Origin of the sequence: Gardnerella sp. KA00255 (genome assembly GCF_049244095.1) — a bacterium.
Lineage (GTDB): Bacteria > Actinomycetota > Actinomycetes > Actinomycetales > Bifidobacteriaceae > Bifidobacterium > Bifidobacterium vaginale_F.
The window spans coordinates 1,562,297-1,586,319 of the sequence record NZ_CP058374.1 but is presented as its reverse complement, the minus strand read 5'-3'; the positions used below and the strand labels follow the sequence as shown (position 1 = coordinate 1,586,319).

Sequence of the window (24,023 nt, the reverse complement as noted above, 5' to 3'; positions counted from 1 at the left end):
GTAGATTTACTTAGACTTCGACAATGTGGCAGCTAACTAATTTGTATTTAAATAATCAGCAGATAAATAATCTGAAGCGAGCTAATCCGCAAAAATAACTTGAAACAGCTAATCCGCAATAGCTAGCATAAAGCATCTAGTAAAACAGATAGTAAATCATCTAGTGAATACTGGCATTCGCATGCCGACATTCGCAATCATTTTTCAGATTCATCAATATTAGGATGAATTGCGCGCTCAGCTTTTGGCTTTAACAAATCAGGATTAATATGCTCAGCAAGCATTGTTCGCGCATCACCTGCTGTAGCAAAACTACCGCAAATAAGCACTCCCAAACCGTATCCGACGCCTAACTCATCGTTTTCATCTACTATATTAACTGCAGTTTGAATAGCATCAGGCAATTCGTTTTCTCGAATAACACGATCGCGTCCAAATACTTTTACAGCTATTTTTTCTAATTCTTCAGGAGGCATAACGCGCTCACGCCAAGAATTACTAGTAACAACTACTTTAGTTAATATTGGCTCTAGAACACCCAAATATTCTTCAACTTGTTTATCTGCCATCATCGCAACAATGCCAACAAGCTGATCGAAATGGTAGTTTTCTTCAATAGTAGATCTCAAAGTTTCAGCGGCGTTAACGTTATGCCCGCCATCAATAATAATTGTCGGAGAATTACGAACTTGTTCAATTCGACCTGGTACTTTAACTTGGCTTAAAGCTTCAGCAACTAAATCTCCATCAAGCGCTCCACTAACAGGTAGCACAATTTCAGCTGCAGCGAGCGCAGCTAAAGCATTATGAGCTTGATGCTTTCCAAATTTATCAATAGGAACATCCTCATAAGTTCCAAGAGGCGTGCGCAAAGTAGCAATCTGCCCTCCAACAGCAGGAGTGCGAGAAACTACTTCAAGCTCCCCTTCCCCGTAAGGAGCATCTCTTAATAAAGTAGCATTATTTTTAGCTGCGACTTCTTGAATAATAGGAAGTACCTGCGATTCATGAGGTTGTGGCCCTAAAATAACCGTGCAATTAGGCTTTATAATTCCAGCTTTCGTACGCGCAATCTCTTCAACAGTGTTTCCAAGCCATTGCATGTGATCCATATCAACTGGCCCAATAATTGCAGCATCAGCGTTCATAACATTGGTAGCGTCCCATTCGCCGCCCATTCCAACTTCCATAACAGCAACGTCAACTGGAGCGTCTGCAAAAGCCCAAATCGCCATAGATGTAAGCACTTCAAAGAAACTCATATGAGGTTTGCCTTGCTCATCCATGCGAGCATCGACCATGTCTATAATGTCTTTCATTTGATCCCAGACATCTACAAATTGGTCATCGCTAATTTCTTGCCCATCAATCATAATGCGCTCGTTTACGCGCTCTAGATGCGGAGAAGTATACAATCCAGTACGCAAACCATAAGCTCGGCAAATCGCCTCAGCCATACGAGCAGTAGAACCCTTACCGTTCGTGCCTGTTATGTGAATAACACGCATAGATTGTTCTGGATGACCTAGAATATCAAGGATAAGTCGCATGCGATCCAGGTCGAGATTAGTTTTATTATGTTCTGGAGCGCGACTCATAATATTTCGTTCAATATCAATAATTCTCTCGTTGTTGCGATTTGGATTTTCTATAGACATAACCGCACTCCCCCTAAATTTCGTGCTTGCTTACTCATTTTCCAAATATATAGATTACTTTAAGCCAACAACACTCGCATAAGAAAATATTGTGACAATATTCACATATCCAATGCACAGAAACTTACTTTGTAAATTGCATATAAAATCTTATTATTTTGCGTCAAAAAACTCGCATAAAACAATAAATAAGACTATGTTAGTTTATTGACTGTTTATTGGCTATTTGCATAATTTGCATTACTGGCATAATTTGCATATTTTGCACAATTTGAACTATTTGCATAAGCAAAGGAAAACTTAAGGAGTTTCATAATGGCAGAACATACTCCAACTGAACATGGCGAAAAATTAAATCCAGATGGCACTCAAAAAGCGGAAGACCGCGTAAATAATCGTTCTCTTCGCCCTAATAGCGATTCTTTTAAAGATTTTATGACAAGCTGCTGGGATAATCAGGAGCCAGAAATCACTCGACTTGAATCAGCAAAGTACACTCCAGCTAGATTAGAAGCTCTTGGAAAGAGATTCCCAGGCGAGCGTTTAGTTATTCCTGCAGGACAGCCAAAAGTACGTAACAATGATTGCGATTACGCTTTCCGTCCTGATACAACTTTTGCATACTACACTGGTTTGGGTCAGGATTATGAAGCTGGAGCCGTGCTTGTAATGGAACCAGTTCAAGCAGGTAGCGATGAAGAAAAAGCCGGCAAAACGCATGTGCCTGAGCTTTTCGTTGCTCCTCGTGCAGATAACAGCACTTCTGCATTCTATAAGGATCCACACTACGGAGAATACTGGGTTGGTCCTCGAGCAGGATTAAAAGAACTTAAAGCGATGACAGGCATTGAAACGCGTGATATCGCTGAACTCGATGATGCTCTTGCTAAAAACGTTAGCGACGATACAAGTTCTGAAGAAAGCGTAAAAGTACGTATTATTCGCGAAGCTGATGCAGATTTAACAGCACACGTTGACACACTGCGTGAAGCTAGCGGATTTACTGATGAAGATGCGAATGTTGCTGAAGATGATAAGCTTCACGAAGTTGCAGCTGAAGCTCGCATGCTTAAAGACGAGTATGAAATTCGCGAAATGCGCAAGGCAATTGCTGCTACAAAACTTGGATTCGACCGCATGCTTACTCGTTTGCCACAGGCTTTGGGTAAGGAACATTCTGAGCGCATGGTTGAAGGTGCGTTTAATTCTGTTGCTCGCGAAGAAGGCAACGAAGTAGGTTATGACACTATTGTTGCTTCAGGCAAGCATGCTCCTATTTTGCATTGGATGCGAAATACTGGCGTTGTTTCTAACGGCGAGCTTTTGCTTATTGATGCTGGCGTTGAAGTAAATAGCCTTTATACTGCTGATATTACGCGTACTTTCCCAACTAACGGTAAGTTCACTGATTTGCAAAAGAAGCTTTATCAGTGCGTTCTTGATGCTCAGCAGGCTGGTTTTGAAGCTGCTAAGCCGGGAGCAACTTATTCAAATATCCACCACGCATGCATGCGCGTACTTGCAGAACACTTGCACGAATGGGGTATTTTGAAGGTTAGCGTAGAAGAATCGCTTTCTGCAGAAGGTCAACAGCATCGTCGTTGGCATGCTTGTGGCGTGGCACACCATTTAGGCTTAGATGTTCATGATTGCGCTCAAGCTAGATACGAAGCTTATCAAGGTGCACCTCTTACTCCTGGAATGATTTTCACCATTGAGCCAGGATTGTATTTCGCTGCTAACGATTTGATGCTTCCGGAAGAAATGCGCGGCATTGGAATTCGTATTGAAGACGATGTGTTAATGACAGAAAACGGTCCAGAATGGCTTTCAATCGATATTCCTAAGCAAATCGATGAAGTCGAAGCTTGGATGGCTGAGCAAGCTGCAAAAAACGATATCTTCAATAAATAAAATAAATAAGCCAATAAATAAAAACTATAAAAAGTCTAAAATTAGACTGTAAAAAATTATAGTAAAACATAAAAATTAAATAAAAGATAAATAGTGATGAAAATCACTAAATTTGTCTTAAAAAATATTATTTAATAAATAATATGAATAATGATTTAAATAATTCTCTAAAATATTATTTAAATCATGAACTTAAGAATTATATAAATCAAAATGTAAATTATGGTGTGACTCACATAAAGTAAAAAATTTACTTTTATCGTGTGTTCACACCATAATTAAATTGTATATAAATTTGTATAACTATTTTATGCAACTTTTACGTTATATTATCTCTATTTACTAGCGTATTCGAAAGGAACACTATGTCACAGCCAATCGTTATTTCACTTGGAGAACTATTATGGGATTTACTTCCACAAGGAAAACGAGTTGGCGGTGCTCCTGCAAATTTCGCCTATAACGCACAAGAAAACGGCGCAGAAAGCTACGTTATTAGTGCAGTCGGAGAAGACGATTTAGGAAATGAGCTAATAAACGAAGTTGAAAAAGCTAATATAAAGCATATTATTCAACGAAATACTTGGCCAACAAGCACAGTAGATGTTGCTCTTCGAAATGGTATTCCTGAGTACACAATAGTTCAAAATATTGCTTGGGATCATATTGTTTACACTGACGAACTTGCTGATATCGTTAGCAAAGCAGACGCAATTTGCTTTGGTACTCTTAGCTTAAGATCTAAAGAAACTCATGACACTGTTTTGGAACTTTTGAAGCATACTAAGCCTGGCGCAATGAAGTTCTTCGACATAAATATACGAAGCAATTACTATTCAAAAGATTTGATTGAAGCACTTCTTAAAGAAGCTACTGTGTTTAAGCTTAATGATTCTGAGCTTCTTTTATTACGCGATATGTTTGATATTCGCGAAACTTCAGATGACGAAGCATGCAAGTGGTTCCAGAATCATTACGATTTGGATTACGTAATTCTTACAGGCGGTTCTACTTTCAGCACTATTATTGCTAAAGATGGCGAAAGTTCTACTTATACAACTCCTCATGTTGAAGTAAACGATACTGTTGGAGCAGGCGATTCATTCTCCGGAACTTTTGCAGCAAGAATATTGGAAGGCTACTCTTTGAAGGATGCTCACCGCTACGCAGTCAATACCGCTGCATACGTGTGCACTCAGGCTGGAGCATGGCCAAAGTATCCAGAACAAATCACAGACTACCTTGCTCAGGCGGAGCAGTAGGCCGCTAGAATATAAACAAAAGCTTCAACTTGTAAGACAAGGATTGATTCCTTAGATCAAACGAGTTGAAGCTTTTATTTTTAGTCATTGGTGGGGCCTCAGGGGCTTGAACCCTGGACCGGCGGATTATGAGTCCGCTGCTCTAACCGACTGAGCTAAAGCCCCACGCTGATGAACTCAGCAACGACTAGATTAGCACACACCCATAAACGTTTAACACGCTAATGCATGTTGTTCTCTTCCAGATGCAAAATTACTTAAAGCTCCAGTTTTACGAATCGCCACAAACAAAACCCAAGGGATAATTCCAGCAATCACAAGTCCACTTATAATTTCGCAAATCATGTGAATTGTTAAATAATTTGCATTCTTTCCTTGGTAGACTACAAACATCAAATAAATACCATATTCGATTGCTGTAAGAACACCGGAAATAATACTCAAACTAAGGTTATACTTCTTATATTTGGTAATCGCAAAAGGAATCTCACTAAAAACGGCTTGCAAAGCAGCAGAAATAATAACCATAAATGCTGAGAACTGATTCCCAAGAATATTCTCAAAAACAGCACCAAGAACATTTACATAAATTGCAGCACCAGGTTTACGAATTAAAAGAAGCGCAAGTGGACCAGATAAGTACCAAACGCCATGCAAGATACTTCCAAAACCAGGCAGAATGGTTCGCAGCACAGGCGAAATCTGCGAGAAGAACACCATAGTGAATCCCCAGTAGATTACGCCAAAAACAGCAGCTAAAGAAGAAGCTAAAGCGATATCAGCAACACGCCAATGGAAATTAAAAGTTGTTTTAGAATTATCTAGTTTCAGTGTATTTTTAAAAGTATCACTCATATGAGATTCCTTTTCATTTAACGCTGCGCATTGTAATTACTTTTACAGATGTTCCCTGACCTACGCAGCCCGGGCAGAAACAACCTACGATACTTTACCATCTTTAAACTTTTAGGCAAGTGTGTTGCTATTTTTATAATATTTATGTAATTTATGAGAGATTATAAATCTTTTTATGTTTCGATAGTTTTTAAACATAAGATTTTACTATTAAGATAACCCTAGATTATTTTTTAAATCATCCCCAAAATCACACTCAAAATCACACTCAAAATTATCTTTAAATTCATCCTTAAATTAACTTAAAGACTAAGACGCGTCACCTTCGCCTTGCGCGCGATCTTTGCCGTAAATAGACGGAATAAAACGCTCCTGATCGTGAAGCTTTTCCCAGATTACAGGAGGATTTTGCGGATTTTCCAAAGACTTTGGCACATCGATAATTCGCTGATTACTAGAACCGCGGAATTGCAAAAGCGAATCGTGCAAATCCTTCATATAACGGCCGTCAACAAGAATATCAATATAACGCAGAAGCTCAAGCTTATCAGGCGTCTCCCCCGGGCGCATAAGCTCTTCCCAAGTGTATCCAGTCCAACTCCAAATATCTTTCGTATGACCAAATTCACTTCTAATACGCTTGCAAAGAGGCAGCAAAATGCCAGTATTAAGCAAAGGCTCGCCACCAAGCAAAGTCAATCCTTGCACATAAGGCTGCGACAAATCTTCCATAATTTGATCTTCAAGCTTTTGAGTATAAGGATGTCCAGCGCGAAAATCCCAAATCGACTCGTTATAGCACTCAACGCAATGAAACGGGCAACCGGAAACGTAAAGCGAGCAGCGAATCCCCTCGCCGTCTGTCATCAAAAAACGCTTGTAATCGGCAATCATCCCCTGGCTCATGCGCTCACTAGACCACTGGCCGGCGCGAGGATTATTGGAAAGAGAGGTAGGAATCCACGGCCCACGATTCACATCCGCAGGCGCAAAATCGTGCAAACTAATGCGAGCCATATCCAACCCCCTTCCGAAGCAAATAAACAACCAAAAAATAAACGACCAAATTTGAGAAAATAAAATAAATCCAGCCGTTAGAAAGTGCAATCACAAAATGCAATCAACATTTTCTAGCGGCCAGATTATCACCAAACAACAAACAAAAGAAACGCTATTTATCTAACTAAATTACCTATTCAACTTATTTTAATAAGTTTCACATAGTAAATTAGCTAAGTTTATTTTGTTTCCTCATACCATTCACGAGACTCACCATTGTTAAGAGTCACATGACCAGTTTCGCCAGACATGTGCTTTACGCGGTGAGCGATTTCCTCGTGACGTCCGTGAACCATTGGGCGCTGAACAGGATTACCCAAGTAACCGCAAGTACGCTTAGTAACATTGCACTTATCTGGGTCACTGTTGCCGCACTCTGGGCAGCGGAATCCTTCTTTAGTTGGCTCAAAATCACCCTGGAATCCGCAAACAAAGCAATGGTCAATCGGAGTGTTCGTACCCAAGTAGCCAATGCCAATCTTATAAGCATAATCCCAAACAGCCTCCAAAGCCTTAGGATTTGCCTGCAAACATGGGAATTCGCAGTAGTTAATAAAGCCGCCGGAAGCAAGATACGGGAAGTCAACCTCGTAGCGAAGCTTCTCCATAGGAGTTGGCTGCAACCAAACCGGGTAATGGAAGGAATTAGTGTAGAAGTCGTGATCGGTAACGCCTTCAATGCGGCCGAACTTCTGACGATCCATACGGTTAAAGCGGTCAGTCAAAGACTCAGCAGGAGTTGAGTAAACGGAATAATGGTAGCCTTCAGCCTTTGACCACTGCTGGCAAAGCTTATTCATGCGGCGAACCAAAGAAAGCGCAAACTCCTTGCCTTCCTCATTCCAGCTGTGATCTTGCATCCAATCCTTGCCGAAGAACACTGCAGTAGTTTCGTACAAGCCAATGTAGCCAAGAGAAACGGTTGCGCGCTCATTACGGAACAACTGATCAACGCTCTCATTAGCTTCCAAACGACCAAAAGCACCGTAACGGAACAGTGTTGGAGCGTTCACAGGAGTTGCTTGCTTGCAACGCATAATGCGGAATCGCAGAGCCTGGTGAGCAACTTCCATACGCTCGTCGAAAAGCTTCCAGAAGCGAGACACATCGCCGTGAGATTCAAGAGCAATACGTGGCATGTTAACAGTTACAACGCCAAGATTCATACGGCCATCTTCAACATCCTTACCAGTTTTTGGATCAATCCAACCCTGGAGGAATGAGCGGCAACCCATAGGAGCCTTGAAGGAGCCGGTAATCTTAACAATATTCTCGTAGAATACAACGTCTGGATACATGCGCTTAGTAGAGCACTCAAGCGCAAGCTGCTTCAAATCGTAGTTAGGATCGTCTGGATCTGCGTTAACACCGTGCTTAATAGTAAATACAAGCTTAGGGAAGATTGCGGTATGACGATCTTTACCGAGGCCACGAATGCGGTTAAGCAAAATAGCGCGCTGGATTTCACGAGCAAACCAAGAAGTACCCAAGCCAAATCCAACAGTTACGAACGGAGTTTGACCGTTAGAAACACGGTTGGAATTAATTTGATATTCCATAGTTTGCATAGCGTCGTAAATAGCTTTACGCGTCATAATCTTTGCGTAAACTTCACGAATCTGATCAAGCTCGCTCAAGTTTTCATCAAAAGGAGTATCAGCTGGAAGAGGATCCCTGTCTGAGCAATGAAGATTCTTAGGCTCCTGAGCCTTTAAGCCGTCAATCATATCTTTTGCGACTTGAATTGGCGTGGAATCAGGAATCATTGCGTGTGCCATAGCAAGATTCTTGTCGTAATCGCACTTAGCGTAAGGCTCAAGCATCTCGTCTGCACGATTAACTGTTTGACCGCCGTATTGCGCTCCAGCAATATCCTTAATAATCTGCGTAACCTGAGTTGCAGCAGTGCCAATAGACTTTGGGCTATCCATCATTGCGTTACCAAGAGCAAAGCCCTTAGCAAGCATATCGCCAAAATCTGGAAGCGAGCAGTTGCTCATGCAAGTAAATGGCGAATAATCAGCGTCGTGGAAGTGAATATCACCCTTCATATGAGCGTTAGAAACTGCGTGAGGAAGCATAGAGAACGCAGAAGCCTTAGAAACAGCGCCTGCAAGAAGATCGCGCTGAGTTGCGTAAACATTAGAATCCTTATTTGCATTTTCGCGAACAAGAGACTCATCACGATTTACAAGACGATTAACAGCTTCATTAATATCAGTAGCTTTAGCGCGGTCAATATCGCGATTCAAACGATAACTTGTGTAGCAGCGAGCAACCTCATAAAGATGATTTTCAATAAGGCTATGCTCAACCAAAGTCTGAATATCTTCAATCTTTGCAGGGCCATTGTAACGATCTTGAATTTCAGCCTCAATATGATCTGAAATATCGCGAATCATCTGCTCTTCTTGCGGACCGACTTCCTTGCCCAAATCCTTAAAAGCAGCCTTAATAGCCATGATTATGTTCATAGGGTCAAAATCAACCACACGACCATCGCGCTTTTCTACAAGTACGCGAGACTTTTGATTATCTCTCGAAGCGTCCTTGTAATCTGCGCTTACTTCATCTTCAGATGTTGCTTCTAAAGTCGTTCCGTAGACCTGCATGTTACAGACCTTTCTTGATTTCTTTTTTCCTTTACACCTAAGAGTTACTTGTACCTCACTTGTAACTCAATGCCAAAATCGAGCATATTGCATGCCAAATTCATAGCAACTTGGTTAACTATAACCCTAACCATGCACAATATCTAGGGTTCAAGTAAAGATTCCCACCCAGATATAGTGATTTATGTTATTTTCGCGATTTTTCAGGCGTGTCTAAGCGTGTTGAAAAATTGCGTATAAAAATTGGTCGTAAAAATTACTATTTTTAATCAAAATACTAATTATTTTTATCAAAAATACTTATGATTTTTGATACTACATTCGTATTAATTAATTAAAGAAAGCAACACTTATAAATAACCAGTGCTTTATATGTGATAAATAACACATTCAATAAATTCATGTTTTAAAACAAATATTGAAAAAATCGAATACACGCCGGAATAAGTGCGCACTTCGCGACGATTTGATATATTGAGTGACGTGGAACAGACAGCTTTTCAACATGCAGAAGAATTTGGATTCCAATCCGGAGATGTCATACAGCAATGGCTGTGGGATGACGATGTCGATGATGCCATTTGCACAAGTATTGAACAGCTTACTGGCGTAGATCTTGTAGACGAAGACTACGATTCAGCTGTTGACGGCGTTATCATTTGGTGGCGTGACGGCGATGATGAAGATGAGCTGGCAGATACCATCATGGATGCAACTAATATGCTAAGCGATGACGCTCCAATGTGGGTTCTCACTCCTAAGCCTGGACGTCCTGGCTCACCAAGCTCAAGCACAGTTCAATCCGCAGCAAAAACCGCAGGAATGAACGCAGCCACTCCTCTAACTGTTAGCGCAGATTGGAATGGAATTCGCTTGCGTGCTTTCGGAAAAGGTCAGAGTAAGTAAAGTCTTACGCTTTAGCACCATCAATAGGTGCAACTATGCGCACTTCTATGCTCACCTTCTGTAAGGAGCATTCGTGTTCGCATTGCTTTGAACGTTAATTACATTATTTGCGTTAATGCCACTACTGTTAACATTAGTGGCATTATTATTAATGTTTCGCACGCCGTTATTAACGTTTCTAACATTGTTATTAACGTTTCTCGCGCCATTTTGAGTGTTGTTTATAGTGCTATTCATAACATTGTTTCTTGCGCCGTTTCTAACACTATTACCTGCATTGTTTTTGGCATTGTTCTTGGAATTGTTCTTTGCAGAGACGCCATTATTATCAATGTTGCTTATAGTATCTTCAATAGCTTTGTATTCTTTTTTGAAGAAAGTACGACATTTTGTAATAATCACATTATTTTGAAAAACTTTCGTCGTACTTTGTTTTAAAGAAATATAGTAATCTCTAAAAGAATTATTTTTATGCTTAGTACCTTCATTTTGAGGATTAATACTACTAGTAGAATCAGTAACACTAGTAGTATTAATCACATTTTGAGGCGATGCTGACATAGAAGTCACATGCGCAGGCGTTACAAGCATAGGCGTTACCGGCATAGGCTGACTCTCATAAGCGTTAGGATTTTGGCCAACCAAAGTAGGAGCCTGACCAGCAAAAGCATGAGCCTGACCTGCAAAAGCATGATTCTGATTCACATCGATATTATTATTCTCGCTTGCATTCATGCCGACTTTATGGAAATTATCTGAATTATTTGAAGGCAAAATAACTTTAGTCTGCGATACTTGACAAATCACATGATCGTCAGAATTTCTCAAATTAACTTCAACAGTATTATTTTCAAGCTTTTCTTTTTTGTGATACTTTCTTTGATCAAAAGCACCAATAAATCCAAAAACAATACTCATAATAGGCAATACTAGAACCAAGCTTATTGGGAAAATCACAGATCCTACGAGATAAATAATCGCAGAAGCAAGACCTGTACCCCAGCTTTTCCTAGCATATGCAATCCATCCAAGCAATATAGCTAAAACAAATAAAACAACATGCAATAAAGCTAAAACAACAATTACGAAAACAGTAGTAAGAGCTGTAGAAGAGTATTGAACTAATTTAAAAATTAAAATCCAAAACTCAAAAGACATATATGGAATATTTACTCTAATTTTGCTGATTTGCTCAATTAGCAAAATCGTAGTTCCAAATAAAATAGGAATGTAAATAGAAGCTAAAATATTAGACGCTAACAAGGCTTTGCTTCTCATAATGATTCCCTATCCTTAACTATCTACTGAATGAATCCAACTATTCAATAACTTTAAGCCTAAACAAACGAGGCTCGCCTAAAGGCAATCCAGTATCCGAAGGGAAAACTCCATCGTTTACTGTAAAGCTTATATACACTTTCTTATTGACGTACTTCTCCATGATTTGTTTAGCCTTACTGCCATCCTCAATCGCCATCATGGTTGCATCGCTAGGATGAGGCGTATTACCTATATCGCCGCTGTGATGCAAAGTAACGCTGGTTTTATTATCCAGAATAAGAATCATGAAAGTTTGATTGGTATCTGATCCAGGATTAGGATCTTGAATATTTTGCGCTTCAAGAACCTGGTTGTATGACAAAACTCGCACAGTTCCAGAAACTACTTGCCTTCCGCTTGCTTTTTCAGCTTTAATCTTGCTATCTAAAGATTCGCCACTAGCAGCTTTCTTAGAATCGGCTTTCTTACTAGACTTCTTAGCAGACTTCTTTTCGGCCTTCTTAGAATCCTTATCTTCTGAATTAGAGTCGCCGCCTTTATTGCTTACGGTTTTCTCATAAGTATTATCCTCAGTTTTTGCCAAATTATCGAGAAGAGTAGTGTCATCTGTACTGACAAAATTAATATCTTTTACATTCTGTTTAGGAAGATCAGTGATTATTCCAGACCAGTATTTTTCTTGTTTAAGAGGATTGTTGTCAGCAATATCCATAGTCACTTTATAAGCTCCAGTATCCCCTGTTCCAGAAGACCACTCAACATAGCTTAATGAATTGCTGTCTTCATATTGAGATACTGAAGCTCTAATGCCACTAGCTACGCCAAAGCCAATTAAATCATCTGAAGAAACAACGTCACTGTAATCTTTATTTGCAGCAAAAAACTTCAGCAGTGATATACCTTCCAAATTTTTCCGCAAAACAAGCTCCGGAATATCCCTATCGCTCATATTGACTAACGCGTAAGAATACTTACTTTGGCTAGCATCAATTTTTAAATCAGCATCATTAAAGTTATATTTATCAGCGTTTGCTAAAACTTTTTTATATAAAGCTGCTACTTTTGCATTAATAACATTAACTTTTTTTGCACTATTAGCGGATTTTGTATTTGCGCTATTTTGATTCGAGCATCCAGCACATAATGGCACGAAAAGAAATAGCGATAGCACTAACGCAATAAATTTTTTTAGTTTCAACATAATTTCATTAGGCATAACTACCCCTTCTCAAGCTTTAACTAATTATAAGCAAACAAGTTAAATATTTTAATACGACATTGTAATATTTGAAAACTACGAAAAATATAGATTAATTAAATATAGAAAAGATATAGAAAAAGAAGAGATAGATATAGAAAAAGAAGAGATAGATATAGAGAAACTATAGAAAAGCCTGCGCAAAAGCTTTTCACTATTACGCAGGCCAGTATTTAAATATTAAATAAGCAACGCTTATGCTTCGAGCGTAATAGCAGGATGCAAATCAAACATCGTAACGTTGCGCTTAATGTGAGCAACAATGCTTGTTATAGCAATTGCAATAACGCCGAAAATCACTAGTATTCCAAAGCAGAAAGCTATTTCCCCACTGTTTCTACCAGCCATAGCCTGACGCAATCCCATAATCGAATACGTCATAGGAAGGTACGGATGAACAGCTTTAAAGAATGATGGAGTCATCTGCACTGGGAATGTTCCTGCAGAACTTGTGATTTGTAACATAAGAAGCACAATCGCCACAATTCGACCTGGTATATGGAACACTGTCATAATCATTTGCATAATCGCCATAAATGTTATAGACGCCACAACTCCCAGCAGGTAGAATACGGCGACATTGTCAATTTGCAACTTCAAAACGCAATGAACAACAACCATAAGAATAGCGGACTGAACAATTCCCATAATCACAAATGGCGTAAGGCTAATAAGCGTGCTCTTAAGCGAATTCATGCCATTAAGTATCGATCGTCTATCTATAACTCTTAAGACGAATGTTGCCATAAGAGCGCCAACCCAAAGTCCTATAGAAATAAAGTAAGGTGCGAAACCAGTTCCATAGTTTTCAACATGAGAATACTCGTGTTCTTCCAAAGAAACAGGAGCACTCATCATCTTACTTTTTTGCACAATATTGTTGATTTTCCCAGACTTTTGAGCATCTTTAAGTCCGTCATGCAATTTCTTAGCACCATCAACAAGTTTTGGAGTGTTATCAGATAGCTTCTTAGCTCCAGAATTAAGCTGATCGGAGCCATTAACTATTTTCGCTGAGCCTAAAGCTGCTGCATTCACGCCATTATTTAATTTCTCGCTACCGTTACTTACTTGAGCCAAACCGTCAGCGAGTTTGTTCGCTCCGGCAGCAAGCTTATTCGAGCCAGCGTTAACAGTTTCAATACCAGAAGAAAGAGCGTCAACTCCGCCCTTGATTTGTAAACTTCCAGCAGAAAGTCTGTCTGCTCCAGAACTTAGCGCAGAAAGATTTGTTTCTAGAAGATCAGAATTCTCACTTAATCCTCCAGCTAAACCTTGCAAGCTAGCGAGCACGTCTTCCTTAGTAACTCTAGGATCTTGAGCTTTCATAAGAAGACCCATAATTTGTGCTTTTGTTTCAGCATTTCCAGCTTTAACGCGTTCTTCTAATTCGCTGCTCGAAGCTGCAAGCTTTTGCGCACCATCGTAGAATTCGCCTGTTGCTGCCGATAGTTTTTGAGTTCCTTCGCTTAATTGTTGAGCACCATTTGCTAAATCTTGCGTTTTTTGAGCAAGATATTGAGCTCCTTCTTTACTTTGAACATTTGCTTTAGAAAGAGTATTCGCACCCTTTTGAAGCTCACTTAATCCGCCTTGAAGCTTTCTCAAAGATTGTGAAAGCTGATTAGATCCATCTGCAAGCTTATTCACTCCATTTTGCAAAGATTTTGAGCCTTCATGCAAAGCATGAGCGCCATTTACGGCAGCACCAAGAGAATCAGAAGCAGAATTAACTTTCGCAAACATATTCTCCCAATACTCTTGTGCAATCGCCTCGCTAATTTCGCTACGCATAGTATGGAAAGCAGTTTTTCCAATCTGAGATGCCAGCATATTACTTGCTTGATCATACTTTACGTGAAGCTTTGCTTTAGTAGGAGTATCGTATTGCGCAGAAGCAATGCACTTAGTGAAGGAAGATGGAATAGTTGCTACCATAAAATAGCTGCCATTCTTAAGACCTTTGTTTGCTTCATCACTATCCACAAAATTCCACTGGAATCCTTCGCTACCGTCTTTTTGATTCTTTAAGCGAGTTTTGATTTCGTTTCCAATGTTACGCATTTTGCCGTTAATAACAGCACCATTGTCTTCAACAACAACAGCCACAGGAACAGTATTTAAAGTCTTATAAGGATTAGTAAATGCCCATAAATAAAGCGATCCGTATAAAAGTGGTATTAAAGCTACGGTTCCAATAACAAGCTTTCGAGCTTTTCCTTTCAATGTATTGTTAATCTCACGAAATGCAAGAGAAATAATATTAGCGCGCATTGGTATCACCCTCATTAAGACTATTTTTATGCTCGTGATATGAATTTGAATCGCTTAGCGGAATAATCTGATCTGCTTGTTTTTCTAGTTCGCTTTGTAAAACTCCAACAATGCATGAGCAATAGTTTTCATTAACATACGCTCTAAGATCAGCAAATAAGCAATCGCTTTGTTCGCTTGTAAGCTCCGATTCAACTCCATCAACGAACAGTAACAATGGCTTCTTTAGCAAAGCTAACGCAATTGCTAAGCGCATTCGCTCGTATGGAGTTAAATCACCTATTTCTGTTTCGCGAGGAGAAAACACTTTCCACTGTGCGAGTAAGTTATACGCGTACTGGCGTAAGGCTTCACGATTATTAACGTTGTTCTTATACTGTTCTAAAAATAGTTTCGATTTAGAAGCAAGTTTCAACTCACTTGTTAAGACTTCCTCTATTGTTTGAGTTTTGTAAAAGTCATTAATTCCGTTAAACAATCCCAAACCAACATAATCACGCGATTTTTGAAAGTCGCGAGGAAGAATCATATCTGAAATGCTAAGAGTTCCAGTAGTGAATTTCATATAACCGGATAATGTTAGAAGTAAAGCAGATTTTCCTGAACCATGTTCGCCTGAAATAGCAACGATTTGATGAGGCTCTACTTTTAGCGATATATCCCAAAATGGAGATCTTTTAAATTTTTTTAATCCTAAATTTTTAGCTTCTAAGAGCGTTTGGAATTTTTGCATAATTAATCAGTTGGCTGCAATTTTGCTAAGCCAAGCATTCCTCCTTACCTAATAATTGAATTACTAACTTTTTTACTTTTAATCATTTGATTTTTATTTTTTTACAGCAATCTCACATTACGCGCTGCAATAAAATTTTTAACTATTTAGATTAACGATTATTACTAACTATCCGAACAAACACTTTCAGAGTACTCTTTTATATGAACAACATGTGAACAACAGTAAAACAATCGAAATAATTAATGTTTTTTGCTTAATCTGCGTATAATCTTCAGCTAATATGATTTAATACCTAAAATTTACAAGACGCAACTATCCCCAAAACTGCATCAAAAATAAGATTTCAATACATGCATATAACTAAATTATCAGGTAGAATGATTGTGCTATATAGTCTTATAACACTCCTATAACACTGTGTTTTAAAGAAATAAGGGACACGCATTATGAATGAAGAAGCAGTACATCAATGGCTAATTAAATGCTTCGGCCCTGTTCAAGGTGAAGAAGCATGGCAACAGTTAAATCAGCTTCCTTTTGAAGTGCGCGAACAACTTATGAATCAGGATGCAGATAAGCTACCAAGCCCTGAAGAAGTTCGCACAATGATGCAAGCTTTTGCTATGGGAGGATTGAACTCTCCTGCACAAATGAGCGATACTCTTGAAAAAGGCCCTATTAACGTCAAACTAGCGCAATCATTGGCTTTGCAACAAGCAACTGGAGATAATGGCTCAGTTAATGCAAATATTGCAGATTCAGCGCGTAGATCTATAAGTCAAGCAAATTTATGGCTTGATATAACAACTAATTTCAATCCAGCTCCTGGAACTCCTGAGATTCTTTCGCGTGAAGCTTGGGTTGAAGACACTATTGATTCTTGGATTAAATTCGCTAATCCTGTTGCTCGTTCTATGAGCGATGCTTTTACTTCTGTTATTGCAGAAAGATTTGGCGATGTAGATAATGCTGAAATTTCAGGATTATTTGCTGGCGTTGTTCCTATTCCACTGCCTGAAGGTATGAATAATCCAGTTCAGCTTATGAAATTGTTAGCTAACACAAGTTTTGCAATGCAATTAGGATCTGCTGCAGGAGCGTTATCTCATGAAGTTCATGGAAGTTTTGATCAAGGTCTTGCTTTATTAAAGAATCCTGCTGGAGGATTAATTCCTTATAATTGCATTGATTACGCTAAAGTTTGGAATTTAGAAACAACTGAAGTGATGAATTATCTCGCGTTAAGAGAATTGGCTCACGCTAGATTATTTGCATCAGTACCATGGCTTATGCCACGATTTGAATCTCTAATTATCAAGTATTCAAATTCTATCAATATTGATTTGGATGCTATGGAAGAACAATTGCGTAGCGTTGACGCTATGAATCCTGAATCTATCAGTGGAGCGATTAATCTTTCTAAAGTTGGTCTTAGTGATTCAGAAGATCAAAAACACGCTTTAGAAAGTTTGGAAACTTTACTTGCTTTAACTGAAGGCTGGGTGGATTGCGTTACTTGGCGAGCTGGAATGGCGCATATTCCTCATATAGATCAATTGCGCGAAATGACTCGTCGCGAGCGCGCTGCCGGCGGACCTGCTGAAGTTACGTTTGAAGCTCTACTTGGATTACATTTGCGTCCAAAGCGCATGCGTGAAGCTGCAGATTTGTGGGAGAATATTACACGCGAAAAAGGCATTGAAGAAAGGGATTCTTTATGGTCGCATCCTGATTTATTGCCTTCTCTTCCTGAAGATAATTCTTCTTCTAATAAATCTGGAAATAGTAAGAATCTTGAAAGTATTGAAAATATTGAGAGTATCGAAGATATTAAAGATATTGAAAATACTAAAGATACTGAAAATACTGGTGACGCTAAAAATAATAGCGACGCCAAGGATAGTAGTGATACTAAGAATACAAGTGACGCTAAGAATAGTAGCGATTCTAAAGAAGCAAAATCTGTAGAAAATACTGCGGATTCTAAGTCTTCTAATAGCAGCAATACTTCTTTCGATGGCTTAAATGGCTTAAATAGTAGCGATAGCGAAAAAATTGATTCAATAAATTGGGATGATGAATTAGCTAAGTTACTTGATGATTCCAACTACAATGAAGACGGTAGTAGCAATCCAAGCAAAGATAGCGATAGTACAGATAACACTACAGATAACGGAACTGACAATACAGACGGTGACGCTACAGACGATAGCGCTACAGACGATGGCACAAATAACAGCTCTAAAAAAGATGAATAATTAAAGCTAAATAATTTTTAGCCTAAGAATCTACTAGACTAAAAATCTGCTAGCCTAAGAATGTTTTAGCCTAAGAATCTGCTAGGGTGCCGTGTTGCTCCTGATGCAACTTCCCTGCGCAAAGCGTATGAAAGTTGCAGTGTTTTTTCAGCACGCGTAATTGCAACATACATTAATCGCCGCTCTTCTTCGAGATTATCGTCATCAAGAGAAGACTCGTTTCCAAAAGGTATAAGACCTTCTGAACATCCGATAATAAAAACATGTTTAAATTCAAGACCTTTAGAGGCATGAATCGTAGAAACATTAACCGGAACAAGCATACGCGATTCTTCACTATGAGGAATATCGCGCATCAAATCAGAAACTTTCAAAGGCTTATCTTGAATTTCAGAAGACGCTAAAACCGAAGACGCTAAAACCGAATTTGAACCAACTTTTAAATCTGTAGAAGTATTCGATACGCTTTCATTCGCACTATTTTCAGATGGCATTGCTTCATCTAACACAGTTCGTTGAACACTCATATCGTTACGAACTTTAACGCGCAAGCCAATATTGCATAACATCTTGCAAATAATATCTTGCTGAGCATTAGTCCTAGTTAATACAGCGCAATCACTTGGCACAACCTTATGATTGCGGACCATGCTCATAATATCTTGTGCAACAGCTAAAGCTTCATCCTTATCTGTGAGAAACATTTTTTTAGAAACTCTTTGACCACCTTTAGTTAATGCACGCATTTTCACATAATCTTTGCGATAAGGAGAAGCCGAAAGTACGCGATTTGCTAAACCAATAATGCGCTCTGTAGAACGATAATCCGTGTCTAAACTAATATCTGCACTAATAGGAGCAAATTCTTGAGTAAATTGCAGCAAATCATAACTACTAGCTCCAGCGAATGAATAAATAGTCTGTGCAGGATCTCCAACTACGCAAACGTTCCTATTTTCACCCAACCATAATTTCAAAAGCTCATGTTGCAATGGGGAAACATCCTGATACTCATCAACAGTAAGCCATTTAATAGATTTACGTATTTTACTTGCAGCTTGAGGAAACGCGTTAATAATATGGCAAGTAAGCAGCAATAAATCATTGAAGTCTATAAAATTATGAGAATTCTTCTCGCGCTCATAGGCCTCATACATTTCAATAAACTGTTCTACTTCCAATCCTGCTGGAGGCTTGCGATGTGTTGCTGCACAAACTTTTTCATAGTCTTTAGGAGCTATAAGAGATACTTTAGCCCAATTAATTTCCGCAATAATATCTCTAACATACGAAGCAGGAATATCAGATAATCCTTCACATTGAGATGCAGCCATTCGAACGATATTTCTAGGATCATCGATTATGTTAGGAAAAGGAGCAGAACAAACGTCTTGCCAAACACTACGAGTTTGTTGCAATGCTGCAGAATGAAAAGTAGAAACCCTAGCTCCAGCACACACGCCTAAACTATCTAGCCTATCTTTCATCTCTTTAGCAGCTTTTACAGAAAAAGTAACAGCTAATACGCCTTTAGGATCCCACTCATGTTTAGCGCAAGCGTATGCGATTCTTCTAGTAATAGTACGAGTTTTACCAGCTCCAGCGCATGCAATAATTCTCACAGGACCATGCAATGACATTGCCGCTTCGCGCTGCTTATCGTCCAAACCTTGCAATAATGCTTCAGGAGTATCTATAAAACTCATACTTCTATTGTGACAGTAATTCTAGCCATATAAAAATTTTTATTGCATATGTGGTCAGAAGTTTTGTTAATAGCTAAAAAGACATTCTGTTTGCAGATTGAAGCAATTCTGTTCGCGACTAAAAGCAATTCTGTTCGCTACTAATACAAAACAATCGCGATTGACGCAAAACAATACTTGGAAAACAAAAAACAATACTTGGGAAAACTGTCGCATTTCGTTACTTTGTATTACTGTGGGAGTGTGACACAGTTAAGCAGATTCAAGTTAGCAGCATTGGCCTCATCGGTCATGCCAGAAGTACAGTTCGCTGGAACCCGCCAAAGCGAGCAGGCAAATGCCACTGATGCCTCTGCGGGAATCTCTCATGCAGTTATACAAGACGTTTCAGGCAAGCTTTACGACATATTTGTCAGTAGCGAGATGAAAGGCCGTGTAAGATTACGCGATCGCGCAAGAGCAGCATGGTCATTACAACAAACAAAAGGCTTAGCAGGACTTGGTTTTGCTCATGATGAGATGCTTAATTTTTATCCTGGAGCATTACGCCCATCAAATGAAAGCAACGACGCTGAAAAGAAATCTTCTGATTCTCAAGCAAACTTAAATTCGTCTGTTATGCAAGGTGCTACATACGGCGAATATAAGCCTTTGAAAGACGATAATCCAACTGTATTAATCTGCTCACACCTTCGCGGAACTGCTAGAGAACTTAATCTTCTAACTACTGATGATTGCATGAATGTTGGCACAGCTTTAGGTGCGATTCACAGGCTCCGTCCTACTTTTTTGCAAAGAGCAAAATACCCAGCATTTACGACTGGGAATATTAGAGCACAGCTTACTGGTTGGATTAAGCGTTTACGTTCTGCCGGACACATACCTACAGAAATCACAGATAGCTGGTCACGAGTACTTGAAACAGAAGGATTATGGGCATTTGATACTTGCCCAGTTCACGGCGGATTCTCAGATGGAGATTTGCTATTTTCTGGTTCCACTATTAGCGCTATTACTAATTGGCAAAGTATGCAAATAAATGATCCTGCACGCGATTTAGCTTGGATTTTCGCAAAGTTAAATGAGCAAAAGCGAGATGCATTACTTTCCTCATACGGACGCATGCGCGGATCGCATTTAGATAGCCTTATTATGCTACGCGCTAATTTATGGCTGCAGATGGAACAAGTCGGAGATTTTATTCAAGCATTACAAAATGCGGATAATATTGGAATAATGCGATTTAAAGCACAAGTTGAACGTCTTGCGCATGAGCTTAATCGCATTAATGGCTCTAAAGCAGCTAAAAATGCTAGAGCTAATAGTGTTAAGCCTTCTACTCTTACAGTTGGTGATTTACTAAGCGATGACACTCGTTCTTCTGAAAGAAAACCAGCTACCGGGGCAAATCTTAAAGCATCTTCTGATACTCAAATAGTCACAGACGCATCTACAGATGTTACCGCGGAAAGCGATGTCACACTCGATAGAGGCGCTCAAGTCAAAGATCCTACTAATGAGCATACTGTTCAATTAAATGATGACACTAATGAAACTACGTCTTCTACAAGTGCGAAATCTGGGACTTTTGATGCTATTGAAACACAAGTTATAAATAGCATAAATAATAAAGAAGAATCTAACGAAGTTAACGAAAACAGCGCTGACGACTCTACGGCTGCTAAAGCCACTAAAGATGCTAAAGATGCTAAAGCTACTAAAGCTACTCAAGCTTATGAAACTAGCGGCGATGCGGCTGACAACGCTGAAGATACTGAAACTAGAGCTGACGACGCTACGGCCACTAAAGCTACTGAAACTAAAACTACTAAAGCTAAAGCTACTGAAACTAAATCTGACAGCACTAAGACTGACAACTCTGAAGCTGATCAAACTAAAGCTGATTCATATGACGCTCCTGCTACTATTGCTATCCCGTTACTTGAACGAGAAGAACGTGCGATGCGCGACGCTAGAGCAGATTTAGATAATTAATATGCTGATAAAATAACTTTAAATAAACACACAATAGGAGATTATTATGCAAGTAGTGCTCGGAGTGAAATACGTTTCTGATTCCATTGATTTTGAAACTAAACAAAGCGCAGACGAAGTTCGTGAAGCAATAGCAAATACCAATGAAAATTCTATGATTGAACTCACTGATATAAACAATCGTAAGATTATTATGCCAAAAGAATCACTATCTTACGCAATTATCGGAGACAAACCAAAGCACACAGTAGGATTTGGCGCTCTAAATTAAGCAAAATATTTTGATTTATTCAATATATTTTGCTAATTGTCACGCGAAAATATCACTGCCATGCGTTGCTAAAATCAAAGTGATTAAAGCAGCAATCCACAAAGCATCAACCATAATATCGTAATTCAAACGATAATACGTTTTAATCCATGGCATAGCTTTCAATCCTACTCCTTGCAAACAAGTAGTAGCGTGAGAAAGCGCCATGAATTGTATTGTTGTGCAAAGCATTAAAACTAAGCACCACGGGCATATGATTTTAATTACGAATAACGATTGCGAAAACAGCCAATAAGCGTAAAGCAAAGCGCACAATCCACATGCCCACGAGGCAGCTGCAAGCCATTTAGGGAATTTCATTCGCGCTAATCCGATTATTGCAATCGTTACAAAAATGCTCTCTGCAGCTATTCCAAAGAATGAGTTAGGGAAACTTAATTCACCGAATCGTATGAATTCCGCCTGCCATGTTTGAGCAACTTTTGAACAAGACACTACAGCGTTAACATCGCAGCTTAATTGAGAATGTGGAGCGCGAGCCAAAGCTAGCGTTTCAGACGAAAGAACAAATGAAGTTAGTAACGCTAATGCTGAAACAGCAAGCATAACGCCGTAAGTCCATATATGCGAATTACGCCAACCTTTAAACTCGGCTTCGTTATTTTTTTGTGCAATATCTGATTGTTGCATAATTACTCCTACGCGTTTTTAAAGATTACGTAACTTTTCGCAAAGTGCGTTACATAGCACAGTTTACGATAGTTGTATGACTGTAAACGGTAACGATAACGAATCTACTAAAAAGCATTGCTGTGAATCCATAAACGACAACGAATGCGATTATAAAAATACGTTTTCGTATAATACAAGTTTACACTATGATTCATTAATTCATTCACATATAAGCGGCTGGGACTTGCACTGCCACACAACGTATTCCGACGGCACTAAAACTCCCCAAGATTTAATAAAAATCGCCAAAAAACTTAATATCGAAGGCGTTGCCATTACAGATCACGACACAACATCAGGGTGGGATGATTTTCAAAAAGCTGCATCTAAAGAGAATATGCCAGTTTTATACGGTTCTGAAATTACAGCCGAAGATCACGGAATTTCAGTACACATGTTAGCTTATCAATATAATCCCGAAGATAATCTTGTGACAAAAATGTTCGCGACTACTAGAAAACGACGCATAGATCGCACGCGCGCAATGGTTGAGAGAATGTCAAAAGATTATCCGATTACTTGGGAGGACGTTTTAGCTCAAGCTAGTTACGGCGAGCTTACTACAATTGGACGCCCTCATATTGCAGACGCTCTTGTTGCTGCTGGAATTTTTGAAACGCGATCTCAAGCTTTCGCTGGACCGATTTCTCCTCATGGACCATACTACATTCCAACTCCATCCCCGAATGTTTATGAAGTTATTGAAGCTGTTAAACATGCTGGCGGCGTAAGTGTGATTGCTCATCCTGCAGACTATAGTCGCAATTCTATTTTGCTTTCAGACGATCAAATTATTTCCTATGCTCACTCTGGATTAAACGGATTAGAAGTTTATCACCGCGGAAATTCTTTAACGCAAAGGCAAAGATTATTAAAAATAGCTAAAGATTACAATCTGCTTGTTACCGGAGGATCTGATTGGCATGGAGATGGCAAGCCGAACCTCCTCGGGGAGGAATTAACAGGGCGTGAGACAGTAAACAAAATACTCAAGCTAGGATATAAGCTCTAGCTCTAGCTAATAAAAGCATCCTCCTATTTTTTGCAGAATTTTCGCTAATTTTTGCCATTTTTGACTGTGACTCTGGCGGTGACTCTTGCTGTGAGGAATAAGGGTTGCTTGTCTCGCAGACGTTACGCTCTCGTGAGGTACAGGTTTCCTATGCAATGTTGCTGAGCTCTCGGAGTTTCTCTCATCGCAAGATTTTTACATTGCTCTAAGAGAAACTTCGACAGCTCTTGGCAT

Annotated in this window: 17 protein-coding genes and 1 tRNA gene; 7 read left to right on the top strand and 11 right to left on the bottom strand. The window is 39.3% G+C overall.

Features of this window, described 5'->3' with window-relative positions; all coding sequences use genetic code 11:
* Window positions 1-197: 197 nt before the first annotated feature.
* Window positions 198-1,658, bottom strand: a complete 1,461-nt coding sequence (locus tag HXT51_RS06205) for a bifunctional folylpolyglutamate synthase/dihydrofolate synthase (protein ID WP_103084758.1) — start codon at window positions 1,656-1,658, stop codon at window positions 198-200.
* A 315-nt stretch (window positions 1,659-1,973) separates the two neighbouring features.
* Between HXT51_RS06205 and HXT51_RS06200 the strand changes: the two genes are divergently transcribed.
* Together HXT51_RS06200 and HXT51_RS06195 are read left to right on the top strand one after the other, a co-directional pair.
* Window positions 1,974-3,572: an aminopeptidase P family protein gene (locus tag HXT51_RS06200; RefSeq protein ID WP_421776444.1), complete on the top strand. Its 1,599-nt coding sequence runs from the start codon at window positions 1,974-1,976 to the stop codon at window positions 3,570-3,572.
* 365 nt (window positions 3,573-3,937) lie between these two features.
* Window positions 3,938-4,834 carry a carbohydrate kinase family protein gene (locus tag HXT51_RS06195; RefSeq protein ID WP_103084756.1) on the top strand — a complete coding sequence of 299 codons (897 nt, stop codon included), beginning with the start codon at window positions 3,938-3,940 and terminating at the stop codon, window positions 4,832-4,834.
* A gap of 88 nt (window positions 4,835-4,922) precedes the next feature.
* Here HXT51_RS06195 and HXT51_RS06190 read toward each other — a convergent pair.
* The 4 genes from HXT51_RS06190 to nrdD all read right to left on the bottom strand — a co-directional run bounded on the left by HXT51_RS06190 (window position 4,923) and on the right by nrdD (window position 9,360).
* Window positions 4,923-4,999 (bottom strand) — tRNA-Ile (locus HXT51_RS06190).
* A gap of 48 nt (window positions 5,000-5,047) precedes the next feature.
* A complete protein-coding gene (locus tag HXT51_RS06185; RefSeq protein ID WP_421776443.1) occupies window positions 5,048-5,689 on the bottom strand; it encodes an ECF transporter S component in 642 nt (213 codons plus the stop codon).
* Between the two features lie 309 nt (window positions 5,690-5,998).
* Window positions 5,999-6,706, bottom strand: a complete 708-nt coding sequence (gene nrdG, locus HXT51_RS06180) for an anaerobic ribonucleoside-triphosphate reductase activating protein (RefSeq protein WP_415706021.1) — start codon at window positions 6,704-6,706, stop codon at window positions 5,999-6,001.
* Window positions 6,707-6,927: 221 nt separating this feature from the next.
* Window positions 6,928-9,360: an anaerobic ribonucleoside-triphosphate reductase gene (gene nrdD / locus HXT51_RS06175; protein WP_415691833.1), complete on the bottom strand. Its 2,433-nt coding sequence runs from the start codon at window positions 9,358-9,360 to the stop codon at window positions 6,928-6,930.
* A gap of 483 nt (window positions 9,361-9,843) precedes the next feature.
* Here nrdD and HXT51_RS06170 point away from each other — a divergent pair, with 483 nt between their 5' ends.
* A complete protein-coding gene (locus tag HXT51_RS06170; RefSeq protein ID WP_103084752.1) occupies window positions 9,844-10,266 on the top strand; it encodes a DUF3052 domain-containing protein in 423 nt (140 codons plus the stop codon).
* 51 nt (window positions 10,267-10,317) lie between these two features.
* On the opposite strand, the gene HXT51_RS06165 is transcribed toward HXT51_RS06170, so the two are convergent.
* From HXT51_RS06165 to HXT51_RS06150, 4 genes are all read right to left on the bottom strand, one after another.
* Window positions 10,318-11,544, bottom strand: a complete 1,227-nt coding sequence (locus tag HXT51_RS06165) for a hypothetical protein (protein WP_421776442.1) — start codon at window positions 11,542-11,544, stop codon at window positions 10,318-10,320.
* A gap of 40 nt (window positions 11,545-11,584) precedes the next feature.
* Entirely contained in the window at window positions 11,585-12,763 is a 1,179-nt protein-coding gene (locus HXT51_RS06160) for a hypothetical protein (RefSeq protein WP_421776441.1), read from the bottom strand.
* 237 nt (window positions 12,764-13,000) lie between these two features.
* Complete coding sequence (locus tag HXT51_RS06155; RefSeq protein ID WP_421776440.1) at window positions 13,001-15,079, bottom strand: YhgE/Pip family protein; 2,079 nt, start codon at window positions 15,077-15,079, stop codon at window positions 13,001-13,003.
* Window positions 15,069-15,812: an ATP-binding cassette domain-containing protein gene (locus HXT51_RS06150; protein ID WP_421776439.1), complete on the bottom strand. Its 744-nt coding sequence runs from the start codon at window positions 15,810-15,812 to the stop codon at window positions 15,069-15,071. The genes HXT51_RS06155 and HXT51_RS06150 overlap by 11 nt, the downstream gene beginning before the upstream one ends.
* Before the next feature lie 449 nt (window positions 15,813-16,261).
* On the opposite strand from HXT51_RS06150, the gene HXT51_RS06145 reads away from it, so the two are divergent.
* The gene (locus HXT51_RS06145; RefSeq protein WP_421776438.1) at window positions 16,262-18,073 is read left to right on the top strand and encodes a zinc-dependent metalloprotease; all 1,812 of its coding nucleotides are present in this window, start codon (window positions 16,262-16,264) and stop codon (window positions 18,071-18,073) included.
* A gap of 65 nt (window positions 18,074-18,138) precedes the next feature.
* Here HXT51_RS06145 and HXT51_RS06140 read toward each other — a convergent pair whose 3' ends face one another.
* Entirely contained in the window at window positions 18,139-19,779 is a 1,641-nt protein-coding gene (locus tag HXT51_RS06140; protein WP_421776437.1) for an ATP-dependent helicase, read from the bottom strand.
* A gap of 291 nt (window positions 19,780-20,070) precedes the next feature.
* On the opposite strand from HXT51_RS06140, the gene HXT51_RS06135 reads away from it, so the two are divergent.
* Window positions 20,071-21,774 carry a phosphotransferase gene (locus tag HXT51_RS06135; protein WP_421776841.1) on the top strand — a complete coding sequence of 568 codons (1,704 nt, stop codon included), beginning with the start codon at window positions 20,071-20,073 and terminating at the stop codon, window positions 21,772-21,774.
* 46 nt (window positions 21,775-21,820) lie between these two features.
* Window positions 21,821-22,045: a DUF3107 domain-containing protein gene (locus HXT51_RS06130; protein ID WP_103084744.1), complete on the top strand. Its 225-nt coding sequence runs from the start codon at window positions 21,821-21,823 to the stop codon at window positions 22,043-22,045.
* A 39-nt stretch (window positions 22,046-22,084) separates the two neighbouring features.
* Here the strand turns inward: HXT51_RS06130 and HXT51_RS06125 are convergent, their stop codons facing one another.
* The gene (locus HXT51_RS06125) at window positions 22,085-22,735 is read right to left on the bottom strand and encodes a vitamin K epoxide reductase family protein (protein ID WP_103084743.1); all 651 of its coding nucleotides are present in this window, start codon (window positions 22,733-22,735) and stop codon (window positions 22,085-22,087) included.
* 76 nt (window positions 22,736-22,811) lie between these two features.
* On the opposite strand from HXT51_RS06125, the gene HXT51_RS06120 reads away from it, so the two are divergent.
* Window positions 22,812-23,789 (top strand): PHP domain-containing protein, encoded by a 978-nt coding sequence (locus HXT51_RS06120; protein ID WP_421776436.1) that lies wholly within the window; start codon window positions 22,812-22,814, stop codon window positions 23,787-23,789.
* Window positions 23,790-24,023 lie beyond the last annotated feature (234 nt).